At 71.2% G+C, this 16,767-nt stretch carries 14 protein-coding genes and 1 tRNA gene; 9 read left to right on the plus strand and 6 right to left on the minus strand.

The features are described 5' to 3' along the window. Positions 1-47 precede the first annotated feature (47 nt). The 3 genes from JDY09_RS01610 (at position 48) to JDY09_RS01620 (ending at position 5,482) form a co-directional block, all read left to right on the plus strand. Positions 48-1,616 carry an adenylate/guanylate cyclase domain-containing protein gene (locus tag JDY09_RS01610; RefSeq protein ID WP_274717203.1) on the plus strand — a complete coding sequence of 523 codons (1,569 nt, stop codon included), beginning with the start codon at positions 48-50 and terminating at the stop codon, positions 1,614-1,616. Between the two features lie 986 nt (positions 1,617-2,602). Next, the gene (locus JDY09_RS01615; protein ID WP_274717205.1) at positions 2,603-3,697 is read left to right on the plus strand and encodes a PP2C family protein-serine/threonine phosphatase; all 1,095 of its coding nucleotides are present in this window, start codon (positions 2,603-2,605) and stop codon (positions 3,695-3,697) included. A 111-nt stretch (positions 3,698-3,808) separates the two neighbouring features. Then, on the plus strand, positions 3,809-5,482 hold the full coding sequence (locus JDY09_RS01620) for an acetolactate synthase (protein WP_274717206.1): 1,674 nt from the start codon (positions 3,809-3,811) through the stop codon (positions 5,480-5,482). Between the two features lie 248 nt (positions 5,483-5,730). On the opposite strand, the gene JDY09_RS01625 is transcribed toward JDY09_RS01620, so the two are convergent. Beyond that, positions 5,731-6,891 (minus strand): hypothetical protein, encoded by a 1,161-nt coding sequence (locus JDY09_RS01625; protein WP_274717208.1) that lies wholly within the window; start codon positions 6,889-6,891, stop codon positions 5,731-5,733. On the opposite strand from JDY09_RS01625, the gene JDY09_RS01630 reads away from it, so the two are divergent. The 3 genes from JDY09_RS01630 (at position 6,890) to JDY09_RS01640 (ending at position 8,095) form a co-directional block, all read left to right on the plus strand. Then, positions 6,890-7,504: a peroxiredoxin-like family protein gene (locus tag JDY09_RS01630; RefSeq protein WP_274717210.1), complete on the plus strand. Its 615-nt coding sequence runs from the start codon at positions 6,890-6,892 to the stop codon at positions 7,502-7,504. The genes JDY09_RS01625 and JDY09_RS01630 overlap by 2 nt on opposite strands. 75 nt (positions 7,505-7,579) lie before the next feature. Further along, a complete protein-coding gene (locus JDY09_RS01635) occupies positions 7,580-7,963 on the plus strand; it encodes a cupin domain-containing protein (protein ID WP_274717212.1) in 384 nt (127 codons plus the stop codon). Between the two features lie 58 nt (positions 7,964-8,021). Further along, positions 8,022-8,095: transfer RNA gene (locus JDY09_RS01640), tRNA-Met, on the plus strand. 202 nt (positions 8,096-8,297) lie between these two features. Here JDY09_RS01640 and JDY09_RS01645 read toward each other — a convergent pair. Continuing rightward, entirely contained in the window at positions 8,298-9,416 is a 1,119-nt protein-coding gene (locus JDY09_RS01645) for a helix-turn-helix domain-containing protein (RefSeq protein ID WP_274717214.1), read from the minus strand. A 141-nt stretch (positions 9,417-9,557) separates the two neighbouring features. Between JDY09_RS01645 and JDY09_RS01650 the strand changes: the two genes are divergently transcribed. Further along, positions 9,558-10,904, plus strand: a complete 1,347-nt coding sequence (locus tag JDY09_RS01650) for an FAD-binding oxidoreductase (RefSeq protein WP_274717216.1) — start codon at positions 9,558-9,560, stop codon at positions 10,902-10,904. On the opposite strand, the gene JDY09_RS01655 is transcribed toward JDY09_RS01650, so the two are convergent. The 3 genes from JDY09_RS01655 to JDY09_RS01665 all read right to left on the minus strand — a co-directional run bounded on the left by JDY09_RS01655 (position 10,883) and on the right by JDY09_RS01665 (position 14,266). Then, positions 10,883-11,224 carry a DUF1697 domain-containing protein gene (locus tag JDY09_RS01655; protein ID WP_274717218.1) on the minus strand — a complete coding sequence of 114 codons (342 nt, stop codon included), beginning with the start codon at positions 11,222-11,224 and terminating at the stop codon, positions 10,883-10,885. The two genes, JDY09_RS01650 and JDY09_RS01655, sit on opposite strands and share 22 nt — an antisense overlap. A 219-nt stretch (positions 11,225-11,443) precedes the next feature. Then, positions 11,444-12,568, minus strand: coding sequence for an N-acetylglucosamine-6-phosphate deacetylase (nagA, locus tag JDY09_RS01660; protein ID WP_274717220.1), 1,125 nt, complete (start codon positions 12,566-12,568; stop codon positions 11,444-11,446). Between the two features lie 267 nt (positions 12,569-12,835). Next, positions 12,836-14,266, minus strand: coding sequence for a hypothetical protein (locus tag JDY09_RS01665; protein WP_274717222.1), 1,431 nt, complete (start codon positions 14,264-14,266; stop codon positions 12,836-12,838). Positions 14,267-14,433: 167 nt separating this feature from the next. Between JDY09_RS01665 and JDY09_RS01670 the strand changes: the two genes are divergently transcribed. Both JDY09_RS01670 and JDY09_RS01675 read left to right on the plus strand, forming a co-directional pair. Next, positions 14,434-15,198 (plus strand): hypothetical protein, encoded by a 765-nt coding sequence (locus JDY09_RS01670; protein WP_274717224.1) that lies wholly within the window; start codon positions 14,434-14,436, stop codon positions 15,196-15,198. Between the two features lie 107 nt (positions 15,199-15,305). After that, positions 15,306-16,346: a zinc-dependent alcohol dehydrogenase family protein gene (locus JDY09_RS01675; protein ID WP_274717226.1), complete on the plus strand. Its 1,041-nt coding sequence runs from the start codon at positions 15,306-15,308 to the stop codon at positions 16,344-16,346. Here the strand turns inward: JDY09_RS01675 and JDY09_RS01680 are convergent. Beyond that, positions 16,324-16,764, minus strand: a complete 441-nt coding sequence (locus JDY09_RS01680; RefSeq protein ID WP_274717228.1) for an iron chaperone — start codon at positions 16,762-16,764, stop codon at positions 16,324-16,326. The genes JDY09_RS01675 and JDY09_RS01680 overlap by 23 nt on opposite strands. Positions 16,765-16,767: the final 3 nt, after the last annotated feature.

Here is a 16,767-nt window from a genome sequence, read left to right on the forward strand (position 1 = left end):
CTCGCCGACTGTTTCCGTGAGCGGCCGTTTACCGGCAGAATGCGCTTATGCGCGTGCTGCGCGCCCTCTACCGGCTTCTCGGCCACCGGTATCTCGCGCTGTTCGCGGCGTTCGAGGTCTTCTCGGCAGTTGTGATCACGGTCGCCACCGTGGCGCTGTTCGCCCTCTACACCGACATGCGGCCGCGCGAGTTCGTCGAGGTGATGGCCGTGGCGCTCGCCTGCGTGAGTGTTTCGCTCGCACTGGCCATCCGGCGCGGCGCGCGGGCGGCGCGGCCGCTGCTCGAGTGGATCCGCCGCGGGCGACCGGACGCAGACGTGCGCGGCGCTTGGTCGTGTGCCGTCGACCTTCCGCGCGAGGTGATCGTCGAGACCAGCTGGCGCCCGTTCGTGCTCGTGTCGGTGCCTGTCGCTGCGTACTACACGGTGCGCTTCGGCCTGCCGCTGTGGGCGACGGTGGTGATCGCTTTGAGCGCTCTCGTGTCGGTCGCTTACGCGGCGGTCCTCTACTTCCTCGCTGCCGAGCAGTTCATGCGCCCGGTGCTGGAGGACATCGCCGGTCGTCTGCCCACCGATCTGACTGGGATTCCTCGCGGCATCTCGTTGCGCTGGAAGCTGCTCGGAGTGTTGCCGGTGATGAACGTCGCCACGGGAGTGGTGGTGGCGGGCCTGTCCTCTCCCGGCGAGGGCACCCTGTTTCAGCTCGGTGTCGATGTGCTGCTCGCAGTCGCGGCCGCTTTCACTGTGTCGCTCCAGCTCACCTGGTTGATATCGCGCTCGGTGCTTGCCCAGGTCGAGGAGCTCACGCGCGCGACGGCCCGTGTCGCCGAGGGCGACCTGTCGACCAGGGCGCGGGTGACGTCCGGTGACGAGCTCGGTGCGCTGGCCGCCAGCTTCAACGCGATGGTTCGCGGACTCGCTGAACGGGAGACCTTGCGCGAAGCCTTCGGCACGTATCTGGGCGCGCGCGAGGTCGTCGAGCGCGTCGTCGAAGAAGGCGAGATGCTCGCAGGACAGGAGGTCGACGTAACGGTGTTGTTCTGCGACATCCGCGGCTTCACGAGTTTCGCCGAGCGAGCTACGCCGCGCGAGACGGTTCAGCTTCTGAACCGCTACTACGACGCAGCTATCCCCGAGGTGAATCGCTGCCGCGGGCACGCCAACAAGCTGCTCGGCGACGGCTTCTTGGCGGTGTTCGGCGCGCCCGAGCGCCTCGACGACCACGCTGACCGCGCGCTCGAGGCAGCCGTCGCGATCGCGCGCCGAACGGCGGACCGCTTACCTCCGGGGCTGGGCGTCGGGATCGGCCTGAACTCGGGTCCGGTTGTCGTCGGTTCGGTCGGCGGCGGCGGCCGGCTCGACTTCACGGTGATCGGCGACGCCGTCAACGTCGCCGCGCGCGTCGAGCGCGCGACGAGACGCACGAGCGACACGATCCTCTTGACCGAGGCAACGCGGTCGCGCTTGCGGCGCACGGCCGTTGGGCTCGTGCCGCGCGGGACAATCGAGCTTCGCGGCAAGAGCCGTCCGGTCGAGATCTACGCCGTCGAGCTGGCGGGCAGCGGGCGTGTTGCCACCACCGGCGCAGCGGTCGTCGAGGAACGACAGAGCGGCTGAGCGGTCGAGCGGCGCCCGCTCAAGGGCGGCTGCTTCCGGTCGATGCAAGTCGAAGGGCCATGGCCGCTTCGCCGCCACGCTCGGGTGCCCGCGCACGGGAGCCGGCGCGCGCCGATCGCTTGCGCCGTCCCGCGGCGGACGACGCCGCGCGCCGCGCGCGGCGCGTGCACAGCGCTGCTGTTGGTTTCGTGATCTGTCTCGTCTGTACGTCTTTGCTGGCCGGATCGGTGCCCTCGTCGCTCGCCAAAGTGCGCTCCGACCGCCGACCGCAAGCGGGCTCCGCCGAGCCAGGCCGCCGCGGACAGCAGGACAGCGGTGCGGACCGGACCCGGCGCGGCAAGGGTGCGGACCTGGCTCGGCGCGACAAAGGCGCGGACCTGACCCGACGCAGCGACGGCGCTGGAGGGCGGACGAAAGGTCGAGCACGCGCCGGCGCGCAACGGGGGCGAGAGGAGCACCGCGCCTCACGCAAGCGAGTGGCTGCGACGGCACGACGCGACGGACGCACGCGCCGTGGAGAGCGGCGCGTCGCGTCGGCGAAGGCCGCCGCTGCGAGTGGCGGAGCAGCGCCCGCGAGCGGCGGCGGTGCCGGTGCCAATGGCACTGGCACCGTGCGCCCGCCGTCGCAGCCTGTCTCGGCTCTGACGGACACAGCGACCGGTAGCGGCAACGCCGGGGGCTCGGCGCCGCCGCGGCCCAACCTCAGCGGGAGTGGTCGGAGCACGGGTAGCGAGAGCAGTTCCCGGCGCGCCCGGACAGGGTCGCGGCGCGCAAGCTCGCGTGCGCGTGCGCGACCTAGCGCTCGCCACTCCGACTCGGCGCGGCGTGCACGTACTCGCCTGTTGGCGCCTGGCACCTCGCTCTCGGTGGCGGGAAGCTCGTCCGGCGGTGGCGCCGCGGCGCCCGCGCCTGCGGCCGCGAGTGACGAGCGAAACCGAAACAGCCCACGGTCCGCTCCCGACATCGCCGCGCCGGTACGCGAAATCGTGGAGGTCGTGCCGCCCGAACTGCGCCTGGCGGTGTTCTCGTTCGCCACCCTCGCCCTTCTCTTCGCGGCGTGGGCACTGCGCTCTTTCCTCCACGCGCGCCGCCTGCAGCGCCAGCGAATGCAGCTGCTCGACGAGGTTGGTCTCTTGCAGTCGGCGCTCCTGCCCACCCTGCCCGAGCGACTCGGCAGCGCGCGCGTCTCGGTGGCCTACCGCCCGGCCGACGGTCCGGCGGCGGGTGGCGACTTCTACGACGCCGTCGAGCTGCCCGACGGGCGCGTCGCGTTCGTGCTCGGTGACATCTCGGGACACGGTCGCCAAGCCCTGGCCCGCACCGCCTTCATGCGCTACACGCTGCGCGCCTACCTCGAAGCGGGTCTGGCACCGCGCGCGGTGCTCGACATCGCCGGCCGCGTGATCGGCGAGAGCCTCGACGGCGAATTCGCCACGACGCTCGTTGCGATCTACGACGGCCGTGCCGGAACGCTGAACTTCGCGTGCGCCGGACACCCGCCGCCGGTGGTGATCGCGGCCGAACCCTTCGACCCGATCGTGCTCGGCTCGGCGCCACCGATTGGCGTCGGGGCCCGCACGGGCGTGCGCCAGACCACGGTGCCGCTGCCGCCCGGCTCGCTCGCCTGTCTCTACACGGACGGGCTCACCGAGGCGCGCGTCCGCCCCGGCGAGGTGCTCGGGCGTGCTCGCCTCGAGCGGATGCTCGCCCGCCTGCCGCGCCCGGCGTCGGCCGAGCGCCTTATCGAACAGCTGGCGCGCAGCGCGCGCATCAACGACGACATCGCGGTTTGTCTCATCGAGCCCGAAGCGCCGGTGGCGGCGGGTTCGTTCCGCATCGAGGAGATCGAGTTGACACGCGAGGAGTTGGACGGGCCGCTCGTCCTGCGTTTCCTCGCTGCTTGCGGGGTGGGGGCGGAGGAGGCGCGTGCGTTGCGCGATGAGGCGCGCAAGGTCGCGCGGCAAGCGGGAAGCGCGGTGGTGCGGGCGGTTCTCGGGGTGCGCACTTCCGCTTCCGTCGAACCGTCGAACCGGATCGACCTCGAGGCCGCTGTGCGGGTGCGCGGACGGCGTATCGCTTGATCCCGTGGCCGGGTCGCCGCACGCCGTCACAGCGAATGCTCAAGTCGACGACAACGGTGCTCGCTGCGGCACCCCTTCCGCGTAGGGGTCGGGAACGGTAGGCTGCGAGCGATGGCGACCGAAACGAGGGAGAGCGGAGCGCCGACAACCGAGGAGCGCGCACACGGCGGCAAGCTCGTCGCCCGCCGCTTGCGCGCGCACGGCGTCGAGCGGATCTTCACGCTCTCGGGCGGACATCTCTTCTCGATCTACGACGGCTGCCGCGCCGAGGGGATCGACCTCGTCGACGTTCGCCACGAACAGACCGCTGCCTTCGCAGCCGAGGGGCACGCGAAGGTCACGCGCACCCCGGGCGTGTGCGCCTTGACGGCCGGCCCGGGAGTGACGAACGGGATGAGCGCGATCGCTTCGGCGCTCCAGAACCGCTCGCCGATGGTGGTGCTCGGCGGGCGAGCGCCGGCTTTTCGCTGGGGGCAGGGCTCGCTGCAAGAGATCGACCACGTGCCTTTCGTCGCACCGCTCACGAAGTTCGCCGCCACCCCGACCAGCACCGACGAGATCCCCGCTCTCGTCGATCGCGCCTTCGCGGCGGCGGCCAGCGCACCGACCGGCCCCGCGTTCGTCGACTTTCCCCTCGATCTCGTGTTCATGGAAAGCGACGTCGACGCGACGGCGCCGGTCGAGCTGCCCGACCCTGCGGCGCTTCCGCCAGCCTCGGGCGAGGCGCTCGAGCGTGCCGCGGCGGCGCTCGCCACCGCTGAACGCCCGGTGGTGATGGCCGGCACTGGTCTCTACTGGGCGCGCGGCGAATCGGCTCTGCGCGAACTGTGCGAGCAGCTGCGCATACCGGTGTTCGCCAACGGCCTCGCGCGCGGTTGCCTGCCGCCATCGCACGAGCTGTGGTTTTCGCGCGTGCGCTCGCACGCCCTCAAGCAGGCGGACGTGGCGCTGGTAGTGGGAGCTCCGCTCGACTTCCGCCTCGGTTTCGGCAACGCCTTCGGCGAGGACACCAAGCTGATCGTCGTCGCCGACGTGCGCGACGAACGGCCGCTGCCGCGCCCGGTGCACGCAGAGCTGTACGGCGGCGTCGCCGCCACCTTGCGCGAGCTAGCGCGAAGCGGCGCGCGCGAACCCGCCGCGGGCGAGCGCTGGCTCGGCGAGCTGCGCGAGCGGGAGAGCGAGCGCCGCGCCGCCGAGCGTGCCGAGCTCGAGGACGGGCGCGCACCGCTCCATCCGCTGCGCGTGATCGGCGAGCTGCAGAAGGTGCTCGAGCCCGGGGCGATCGTGATCGGCGACGGCGGCGACTTCGTGTCTTTCGCCGGGCGCGTGATCGAGGTCGACGAACCGGGTTGCTGGCTCGACCCCGGTCCCTACGGCTGCCTCGGTTCGGGGCCGGGCTATGCGCTCGCTGCCAAGCTTGCACGGCCCGAGCGCCAGGTGTGCCTGTTGCTCGGCGATGGCGCGTTCGGCTTTGCTGGGCTCGAGTTCGACACCTTCGTTCGCCACGGCCTGCCGATCGTGGCGGTGATGGGCAACAACGGCATCTGGGCGCTCGAGAAGCACCCGATGGAGTTCGTTTACGGGTACTCCGTCGCCGCCGACCTGCGACCGGGGACGCGCTACGACCTGGTCGTGGAAGCCCTCGGCGGACACGGCGAGCTTGTCGAGCGGCCCGACGAGCTGCTACCGGCGCTCGAGCGGGCGTTCGCTTCCGGCAAGCCGGCGCTCGTCAACGTCCTCTGCGATCCCGGCGTCGTCTACCCGCGTAAGGCGAACCTCGCCTGATCGTTCTGCTTCGCCTCGCTTCGCCGACCGGGCGAGCGCGTCTGCGGTCCAAGGCGGCGCAGAGCGAAGCCGACATAAGGGGAAACCGCCCGCATCCTGCGGGCGGTTTCCTAAGTCGGCCCCATCAGGACGGGCAGGGGTACGTGTCGTGAAAGGGCCTTGGTGGTTCGGGCGGCGGGAGGCGCCGTTGTGCACGGCTACGCCCGAACCGTATGTGCTGCCCGGGCTTTTGGCCCAGGCACTGAGCACTATAAACCAGCCCCGCGCGGCGCGCTAGCTGTCTCAGCAAACTCGACGGTTGTTGCACCGCTTTCTGGTGCGATTGCGTGAGCGATACCGTGCAAAAGGTCGTGCTCGCTGACGGTGAAGCGCTCGACCCCGAGTGCGGAGAGGGTCTCCGTCAGCAGCACGCCGCCGGCGACGATCGTCGCGGCGCGATCGGGGTGCAGGCCGGGCACCTTGCGCCGCTCGGCGAGCGGAAGCTCGGCGAGCCAGCGGGTGAGCTCGCGCGCTCGCGCGAGCGACATCGTGTAGCCGTGAACGCGAGCGGGGTCGTAGGGATCGAGGCGTTGATCGATCGCCGCCAACGACGTCGCGGTGCCAGCTACGGCGACAGCGGCACCGACAGCGGGCACCGCCCTTGCCGCGCCGCCATCCGGGCTCGCCACGGGCCGCGTCGAGGTGGCGGCGGGTGCGGCGAGCGCCTCGGCGAGGCGGGTGCGGGCGTCGGCCGCGAGCGCTTCGAGCTCGCTCGCGCGCGGCGGGTCGTGCGCCAAGTAGCGCTCGCTGTGGCGAACGACGCCGAGCGGCAGCGAGACCGCGAAGGTGGGCGATCGGCCGGGTAGGCCGGTGACGATCTCGGTACTGCCGCCTCCGACGTCGACGACCGCTACAGACTGCGATCCCACCGTAGGCTCGGCGCTGGGCGGTTTCGCGGCCTGCGCGGAGCCGCGGTTCACGGCCGGCGTCAAGCCGGTGGTCGCGCCGAGGAACGTGAGGCGCGCCTCCTCTTCGCCCGACAGCACGCGCAACGCCAGACCGGTCGCTTCGGCGAGGGCGCGCACGAACGCCTCGCGGTTGCGCGCTTCGCGAACGGCCTGGGTGGCGACGGCGACCGTGCGCGCCGCGCCGAGCGCGCGCGCGTCGCGCACGTAATCGCGGGCGACGGCGACCGTGCGCGCGATCGCGTCCGCGCCGAGCGCGCCGCTCGCGTCGACGCCAGCCCCGAGACGGGTCACCCGGTTGGCGCGCGCGACCTCGCGCAGCTCGCTGCCGCTCGCGTCGGCGACGAGCAGCCGCGTCGAGTTCGTTCCGATATCGATCACCGCGACGCGCACGGTCGCCGATGGTACGGCCACGCGGCCCGCGCCGGCCGCCGCCACTGTCACAGGAGCGTACGATGCGTCCATGGGTGTGCTCGAACAGCTTCTCGGCGTCGTCGACGAACCGCAACGCACGCAGCCGCCGCAGCGGGCCGACGCGCTCGCCGAACTCGTTCTGCCCGATCACGACGGCCGCGACGTGCGGCTAGGCGATCTGTGGGCCGAGCGCCCGGCGGTGATCGTCTGGTTGCGCCACTACGGCTGCGTGCACTGCCGCGCCCACGCGATCGAGCTCGACCGACGGCGCGAGGAGTTCGAGCGCGCCGGCGGCAGCGTGTGGCTCATCGGCCAAGCGACGCCACGCCACGCCGCGCACTTCCGGCGCAAGCTCGAGATCGCACTGCCGGTGCTCGCCGACCGTGAGCGCACCAGCTACAAGCTCGCCGGCGCGAAGATCGCGACGTTTGGTGAGCTACTCGGCGCGAAGAGCCTTTCGGCCGGTACCCAGCAGATGTTGCGCTCGTTCGGCCGTGTGCGCCAGGGGCGTGTGGTGGGGCACCCCGCACAGCTTGGCGGTGCGCTCGTGATCGCGCCCGACGGTCGCGTGGTGCACGCCCACATGGCCGAGGACGCCGCCGACAACGCCACCGCCGACGAGCTCCTCGAGGCGCTGCGCAGCGCGGTCGAGCTGGCGGCTTAGGGAACGAGCGCCGTGGAGACAAGGGGCTATCGCGTCCTACCCGCCAGCGACGCGTTCTGGCGACCGTCGAACCAAATGGGTGTCCTGAACACCGACCTCGCCCGGCAGCTTGGCGCCCGCGAGCTGGGCGCGAGGCTATGGCGGCTCGCCCCGGGACAGGCGTCGACGCGCCACCGCCACCGGCGAACCGAAGAGTTGTACGTGCTGCTCGAGGGGACAGGGCGGATGCGCGTGGGCAGTGAGGTGCTGACGCTCGCCCCGCTGAGCGCGGTCGTAGTGAGCCCGCGCACCGTGCGACAGCTGTTCAACGACACCGACAGCGACCAGTTGTGGCTCGTCGTCGGGGCACCGACCGAGCCGGCGAACACCCCCGAGATGAGTCCCGAGGAGCTCGCCGATCTCTACCCCGACGGCCCCCGGGCTCTACCGCCCGAGCTCGACAGCGAGCAGGGCGCGTGATCGCCGCTCGCTGCGCGCTTGACTGAGGCAGAGGGGTTGCTACCCTTGCTTCCCGCGACGCGGGGTGGAGCAGCCAGGTAGCTCGCCGGGCTCATAACCCGGAGGTCGCGGGTTCGAATCCCGCCCCCGCTATAGACAACCTCGAAGTTGTTGCCGCGACCGCCCTAGTGGCGGTCGCCTGGTTTCAGCGCCGGGAACGAGGCGCGGCCCTGTGCCCTAGCGGCTACCGACGCTCGGCTGCGCGAACGTCGCGAGCGGGCTAGCCAGCGGAGCGGCGACCTGCTTCGGAACGGCCAGCCGGGGCAGGGCCCTCGCCGATCGTCGACCGACCGGTTCAGCTCGCAGTGGATGGCGTGGCCGGTCCGTGAAAGTGGCTCGGCGGTGCGTAGTGGTCGGCGAAGATCTGCGCGACGAGCTCACCGCGGCTGTGCACGCCGACCTTCTCGAAGATCGCCTTGATGTGGTCGCGGACGGTGTGTTGCGAGAGGTACGGCTCGGCAGCGATCCGCGCCGTCCCGAGCCCGCGCGCAAGCCGCCAGGTGATGTCGCGCTCGCGCGCTGTGAGGCCGTAGGCCTCGACAATCAGAGCGGCGATATCGCTGGTGCGGGCGCGCTCGATGATCACCGCGATCTGGTCGCTGTCCGCCAGTGGCGTCGCGTGCATCGTCGGCCACGTTCCGTTGCGGGCGCGCACTCGCAGGTACTCGGCGCCGTGACGATCGGAGCGCGGGCGGTCGGCCCGGGCGCGCGCTGCGGCCGAGAACGCCTCGAACGGAACCGGATGCGCGCTCCCGCGGAAACTCGCACCGGGGCTTATCTCCTCGAGCAGCTCCGCCGCGGCGCCGTTCATTGACACCACCCTGCCGTCGGCGTCCAACAGCACGACCGCGGGCTGTTCCGGCTTGCCGGCACCACCCATCCCAGTTTGGGCGAGCACCGCACGCCGCAGACCGCGCGCCAAGACAGGTGCGACGCTGGCAAGCCAGCTCTTCTCGTCTTCGTCGAAGCGCGTGGAGCTGCCGAAACGGGAGAGCTGGCCGATCCCCCAGACCGCACCGCCCTGCGCGAAGACCATCCGCACCTCGGCGTGCGTGCCCATGTGGCTGGCAATCACGCGCCAGCGCGGGGAGCGCGCGGGTCGGCCGCGCGTCGCTTCGTGGAGATCGGCTACCAAACGTGACCGCTGGGCAATGTCGACGAACTTGTTGAAGTCGGGGACCATGAACTCGTAGTCCCAATGGACTTGACAGAGCTCTAGGGGAAGGTCTCTGACGAGACCCGCGCCCATCGCCAGGATCGTCGAGGGATCCGTGGCAGCGAGGAACTGAGCGTCGGCCGGCACCACGCGGTCGATGCGCGCCGCTGCCCCTTCGAGCAGCTGCTGGGCGGGGAGTCCCGAGTCGGCGATGCGCTCGATTGCCGCCAGAGCGCTCTCTCCGGCGATGCCCACCATGTGGCGACGCTACACCCCTGACCCACGTGTGTCACGTCCGACCGGCGTCCGTCGCCGCCCACCGACAAATGGGTTCGCGACCGGCCAATTCCCCGCACTTGCGGGATGGTCGCGCCGCTTGCCGCCGGCGACGATCGCGCCATGATCGCTCGCAAGAGACGCCCTCCGTTCGAGATCCTCTTTCCCGAGGACGCTGAGTGGGACGCCACCCGCCGCGTTTTCAACCTTGCGCTCGACCTGCGACCGGCGGCGATCGCGCTCCCGCGTAACAGCAGCGAAGTCGTCGCGGCGGTCGAGTTCGCTCGCGACCAAGGGCTTCGTGTCGCGCCCCAGGCGGCCGGCCACAACGCCGACGCCTACGGCGATCTCGCTGACTCCTTGCTCGTTGATCTTCGGCACCTGCAAGGCGTGGCGATCGATACCCGCGCCCAGCGCGTGCGCGTAGAGGGAGGCGTCAAGTGGGAGCAGGTGATCCCTCCGCTGTCCGACCACGGCCTCGCTGCCGTGCACGGCTCTTCGCCGGACGTTGGTGTTGCCGGCTACTCGTTGGGCGGAGGTCTTGGCTGGATCAGCCGCAAGTACGGCCTTCAAGCCTCGAACGTCACGGCGATCGACGTCGTCACCGCCGACGGTCAGCTCCGTCGTGTCGACCACGCGCGCGACCCTGACCTCTTCTGGGCCCTACGGGGCGGCAACGGCAACTACGGCATCGTTACGGCTCTCGAATTTCGCGTCCATGCTGTCGAGGAGCTCTACGCGGGCGCGCTTTTCTTCGAGTTCGCGCGTGCACGCGAGGTGCTCGAAGCGTGGCTTGGTCTTGCACCGGGCCTGCCCGACAGGTGCACGACCTGGTGCTCCCTGTTCCAGTTCCCCGACCTGCCTTTCGTTCCCGAGCCGGTGCGCGGTCGCTCGTTTGCAGTCGTGCTCGGCGCGTTCCTGGGTGATGAGCAACAGGGGCGCGAGCTGTTGCGGCCGCTGCGGGGGCTAGGGCCTGTGATGGACACGTTCGCGATGGGACCGCCGGCTGTGCTCGGCGAGTTAGCAATGGATCCGCCGGTGCCGCTGCCACTAGCGCACACCTCAGCCCTCCTCGACTCGATCCCGATCGACGACCTTTTAGCGGTCACCGGCCCAGGGGCCGATTCGCCACTTGTCGTCGTCGAGTTGCGACAGCTTGGTGGCGCCGTTGGCCGGTACGCCGACGCGGCGGGCGCTTGCGCAGCGCTGCCCGGCAACTACATCCTGCTGGCACTTGGTGTTCCCGCTGACGTCGCGTCGGCAGCCGCGATCGACCGCTGTCTGCGCGCGATCGACAATGCCGTGGCCGACTACGCGCTCGATCGTCGCTACGGGAACTTCGTCGGGCACCCCACCGACGCCAGCGCTTTTTGGGACACCGCAACGTGGGCCAGACTGCGCGCAGTCAAGGCTGCGTACGACCCGGACGAGCTCTTTCGCGGCAACCACTACATCCCGCCGGCGACGTAACGGTCGATTCCGGCCTGAGGCGGAACTCGCTCTAGCCGACCACCTCGCCCTCGAGCCGGGGCCCCGGCGTGTGTCGCCACCTGTTGGCGCGGCGTCCGTGCCGCGATCCTCGCTCGTCTCGAGCGGGCGGCCAGGTCCGTCAGGCTTGCATCCGGGTGACGATCCGCTGCACCGTCTTCGGTGTCGAAGCGCAGGTTGCCGCTCGAGATCACGCTCGCGACGTTCGCAAGGCCGAGCTCCTCGAGCACGCCGCGCAACTTCTCGTTGCGCATATTCGGATTGGCCGGGCCGATGCCCCGCAACAGGGCGACATAGCGCATTGCCGGGACCATAGCTCCAGCTGCTGCCGCCCGGTCTACGGGGAGCGCTGAGCGCCCTGGCGCACGCGGACCAGTCGATCCCTCGGTTTTTGCGCCGTGGCGCTGCTGCGAACGCGTGGTTCGGTGCTCCGTGCCGCTAGCTGGCGTTCGTCGCCACCTGGCCGTCGCGCATCCGCACTGTCCGCGCTGCTCGCGTGCGAGCCCTCCCCGGATCGGGGCTCAGGAGCAGCAGTCCGGTTCCCTGACCCAGCGGCCGTTTTTCATCACGGCGAAGACCTTGCCGCCGTCGTCGACCACAACGAGGTCGGCTGGCGCTCCGGTTGCGAGATCGGCTGCGAGGCCGGCAAGGCGTGCCGGTGCCGTCGAGGCGGCACGGAGCGCTTCGGCGAGCGTCGCGCCGGTGGCGTCGCGCCACTTCTGGACGAGTTCGTCGAGGGTGGCGCCGCTCCCCGCCAGCGACCCTTGCGCACTGACGACGCGGCCGTCGGAGGTGCGTTCGATCTGCACCCCGGCCTGGGTGTAGGAGCCGGGCGGGGCGAGGGCCGCGACGCTCGCGTCGCTCGTCAGCACGACGCGTTCTCCGGCAACGCTGTACACGAGCCTGAGCACGGTCGGGTGCACGTGGTGCCCGTCGGCGATCAGTCCGAGCGCGACACGCCCCGCGGCGAGCGCCCAACCGACGACACCGGGGTTGCGGTGGTGGAGCGGGGGCATGGAGTTGAAGAGATGCGTCGCCATCGCCGCGCCAGCCTCTTGCGCCTGTGCGCACACAGCGGGAGAAGCCGACGTGTGGCCGATCGACACGCGCACTCCGCGGCGAGCCAAGGTGCGGCAGAGCTCGAGCGCGCCGGGAAGCTCCGGGGCGAGCGTCACAAGCCGCACGCAGTCGCTCTCGTAGTAGGGGGGAACGCCGTCGGCGGGTTCGCGCAGCAACTCGGCGCGGTGGACGCCGCGCCGCTCGGGATTGAGGAAGGGACCTTCGAGGTGCGCGCCAGCGACGGGCGAGCTCGGGTCGCGTGCGAGCTCGGCGATCGCGGCGACAGCCGCGCGCGCCTCGTCGTCGCTGGTGGTGATCACCGTCGGCAGGAAGCTCGTCACGCCGCGTGCGAGCAGACGCTCGCCGATGCGCACGAGCGCGTCGGTCCCGTCGGTGACCGACTCGCCACCCGCCCCGTTCACCTGCAGGTCGACGAGCCCGCGGCTGATGGTGCCACTTATGTAGCGCGCCGCGCGCGGCTCGGGTGGCTCACCCCAGCCGAGCTCGACGACCGATCCAGCTTCGATTCGCAGCCAACCATCTGCGACTCGCCCTTCGTGCAGAACTCTGCCGACGAGGAGAGTCACCGCCGCTGCGGGGTTGCGACGACGCACACACGTCCGTTCCCCACCGACCGGGACGCGGCGTTGGCGTCAACGCAACGCATCGACGCCCGCGCCGCAATCGATCAGGTCGCACAGAGAGCGACTGTCGTCGCGTCGTACGGTCATGCGCATGCTTCGATCTTCGCATCACCTTCGGCGGCGCGGGGAGCGCACCCGCCTCTCCGTTCGGCGCCTCCGATGGTCGGTTACGCCTCTAGTTCGACGCCCCGGCTGTTCGGCTGCGCGCCCCTAGTTCGGTGCGTGCACGCCGCGGCCGCCGTAGGGGCGGCTTGCGCCGAAGGCTTGCGACTCGAGCGTCGGCCACCGGCGGTTCGAGCGCGGCGCCAGGTACTGGCGGATGGCGCCGGGGAAGCGGCGGCGGCTCGCGTTTCCGCCGAACGGGTCGGTCCACCAGTGGCGCGGACCGCCGGCGTTGTCGACAAGCGTTTGGTTGAAGTAAGTCTCGCGGTGGGCGCCGTCGAACGGCGAGCGCGCGCTGTCGTAGGGGAGAGGCGTGGCGCGCCGGCCGTAGTCGGTGGCCTCGTCGCAAGCGCCACCCCGGGCACGCAGCTGCCCGAGCGCTGCGAACCAGCAGACGTCGATCGTTCTCGCGAGCACGGGAGGCCGCTTGCCGCCAGCCGTGTCGGCGTAGCGGGCTGGGTTGAACACCGCGAAGTGGGGATCGAAGTAGGCGAGCAGCCGTCCGCTGCGGGTGCGCAGATAGTTGGCCGACAGCCAGTCTTCGTAGAGGCCGCGCGAGAAGTCGGAGAACGCGCCGGCCGGTACCAGCAGGTGACGGCGCACACAGACGTCGTCGGGGATCAGGCGCGCGCCATTCGAGGCGGGGTACGCGAAGCTCGTGCCAGCCGCGATCACGGTGCGTCCGTCGCAGGAGCGGATCAACTCGTTGGCGCGCCCGAACGCCGACAGCACAGTGGCGGCAATCGCGGTGCCGTCGCTACAGCGGGCGGCGTAGACGAGCTCGTGGAGATTGTTGCCGAAGGCGTCGGCCGAGTGGGTGCCCTGGTGGATCTTGGCGAGAAAGTCGCAGCGCACGCCGGTGCGCTTGCGCCGCCCTCCGGGTATCGATGCCTCGAGCGGCACGTCGTTCTGCCATTCGATCTTGTGGCCGACATGGTCTTCGTGGCGGTGGGGCGCGCCCTGTGTGTGCTGAGCGAAGCGGTCGAGTGCCTCGTTGGCGATACCGAACGGGATGCCGCGCCGGCCGCCAGGCGCACCGAGCCGCGACAGCTCGCGTGCAAGCCAGCGGTAGAGGTGCGACCCGCGCGGGTCGCGCCCGTGCTCATGGCCGAACGTGCAAGTGCGCCCGTCGCGCAGGCGCACGCGCGGCGGGTGCCAGGTGGGATAGAGCTTGCCGTCGGGCCCGCGCACCGCGTAGCGGTCGTGGAGCGATTTGGGACAGGTGTCGCTACGCCCCGGGGTCCAGAGTCCGTAGGCCCGCGCGTGCGGAAGAGTCGACGAGCCGGCGGCGTGCGTAACGCGGCTGGGCGAGCCAGCGAAGTGCGTAGTGTGGGTGCCGGCGGTTGCGCGCTGCGCTGCCGCAGCGGCGGTGAGGCTCCAAGCGAGCGCGACGATCGCGGCGATCGCCAGCGTGCGATCGCCGCGGAGCGCGAACGTAGCGGCGTTCGGTGGATCGTTCACGGTGCGGGAGCGGGTCATGGCTCGATCTCGATCGGCTCGTCGCTGCGGCGGCTTGGGCGTGTAGGCGAAGCGCTGGCCGGTTTTCCGAGCGCTTTTTCGCGGGCGGGCTTCGCTCGCAGCGCTGCCGCCCGCGACCGCCGGCTACACTCGATCGGGTGTCGCGAGGGAGCGCCACGCAACCGCCTGTGGCTGTCGAGCTCCCCGCAGCGGGAGAAACGCTCGACGCCGGCTGGCTGCGCGCGGCCCGCCGCGCGCGGCTGTTGTCGTGGGTGAGCCTTGGATGGATGGCTCTAGAGGGGGCGGTCGCGATCACCGCGGGCATAGTCGCGGGCTCGATCGCGCTCGTTGGGTTCGGGATCGACTCGGCGATTGAGGGGTTCGCGAGCGTGGTGATCGTGTGGCGCTTCACCGGCGCGAGGCTTCGCTCGCACACCGCGGAACTGAGAGCGCAGCGGCTCGTCGCGGTTCAGTTCTTCGTGCTGGCGCCGTATGTGGGGTTCGAGGCGGTGCGGCAGCTCGCAAGCGGCGAGCGCCCCGAGGTGAGCGTCGTGGGCATGGCGCTGACGGCGTCGAGCCTCGTCGGCATGTCGCTGCTGGGGGTGTGGAAGCGACGGCTCGCGCTCCAGCTCGGTTCGCTCGCCACGCACGGCGAAGGAACCCAGAACCTGCTCTGCGCCGCCCTGGCTGCGGCTACGCTCGTCGGGCTCGCCGGCAACGCGCTTTTGGGCCTGTGGTGGCTCGATCCGCTCGTGGCGCTCGCGATCGCCGGCGTGGCGCTGCGCGAGGGTTTAGCGACCTGGCACGGCGAGGGGTGCTGCGCCGCGCTCGCGCCCGCCCCCGGCGCGGGCGCCGACCGCGCTGGTTGCACCGCGCCGACCGGCCCTGCGAACGGCGGCAGTACCCGTGCGCACGACGCTTGTGCGTGCGGCGAGACCTGCGTCTGCTGCTAGCCGCCGGCTGTTAGCGTTGCCGCGCAGCCGTGGCTTGGCTGAGCACGGTGTGCGCCGGCGGCCGCGGCGGAGGCGCAGCGTTCGCGCGAGAGGAGGTGGCGGCGTAGATGCAGGCGACCGTGATGTACCGCGCCGGTGACGTGCGCGTCGAGGAGCGGCCCGACCCGCGTATCGAGCAGCCGACGGACGCGATCTTGCGCGTGGTGCGCTCGTGTATCTGCGGCAGCGACCTGTGGCCCTACCGCGGTCTTCCGCCCACGCCCGCGGGCCAGCCGATGGGCCACGAGGCGATCGGCGTGGTGGAGGACGTTGGCGCCGAGGTGCACACGCTCCGGCCGGGCGACTTTGTGGTGATGCCGTTCGCGATCTCGGACGGCACCTGCGAGGTGTGCCGCGAGGGCCTTACGACGGCGTGCGTAAACGGTGGCTTTTTCGGTTCGCTGCCCGGCACGGGCGCGCAGGCCGAGGCGGTGCGTGTGCCGCACGCCGACGGCACGCTCTACAAGCTCCCGGTGGGCGAGCAGTCGGACGAGCGGCTGCTCGCGTCGCTGCTCACGCTGTCGGATGTGATGGGCACGGGCCACCACGCGGCGGTGGTGGCCTATGTGGGGCCGGGCATGTCGGTGGCGGTTGTTGGCGACGGCGCGGTGGGGTTGTGCGCGGTGCTCGCGGCGTGCCGGCTCGGGGCGGAGCGGATCATCCTGCTCGGCCATCACGAGGACCGGGTAGCCCTCGGCGGCGAGTTCGGCGCCACCGATGTTGTCGCTGAGCGCGGCGAGGCGGCGGTCGAGCGTGTGCGCGAGCTCACCGGTGGGCTCGGTGTGCACGCGGTGCTCGAGTGTGTGGGAACCGACGAGGCGGTGCGCACGTCGATCGAGCTCGCGCGGCCGGGCGGCACCGTCGGCCGGGTGGGCGTGCCGCAGCACACGGCTCTGCCGGGTGGCGACGTGTCCTTCTACCGCAACGTGCGCATCGCGGGCGGGCCGGCGCCGACACGCGCCTACCTGCCCGAGCTGCTTCCCGACGTGCTCGAGGGCCGCATCGAGCCAGGCAGGGTGTTCGACCTCACGCTGCCGCTCGCCGAAACCCCGGCCGGGTACCGGGCGATGGCCGAGCGCCAGGCGATCAAGGTCTTGCTTCGCCCCTGACGGCTGTTTGGAGCAGCTCTCGTAGCTGCGCCTCTTCCCCCGGTCCGATCGCCGTGACTGCGAATGCGGTCGGCCAGAGGTTGCCTTCGTCGAGCTGCGCCCGATCGGTGAAGCCGAAGGTGGCGTAGCGCGCCTTGAACTTGCTCGCCGGCTGGAAGAAACAGAGCACCTTGCCGTCGCGCGCGTAGGCCGGCATCCCGTACCACGTGCGCGGCTCGAGCTCGGGCGCGGTCTCGCGCACGATGCGGTCGATGCGCTCGGCGAGCGTGCGGTCGGGCTCGGGGAGCGCAGCGATCTTCTCTTCACAAGCGCGCGCCTCTTCCGCTTTGCGCGCGGCTCCGCGCTTGCTCGAGCGTCGCAGCTCGGCTTGGCGCTCGCGCAGCGCAGCGCGCTCCTCGTCGGACAAACGCTCTGGCATCGC

The organism is Thermoleophilum album, from assembly GCF_028867705.1.
In the GTDB taxonomy this organism is placed as follows: Bacteria; Actinomycetota; Thermoleophilia; order Solirubrobacterales; family Thermoleophilaceae; genus Thermoleophilum.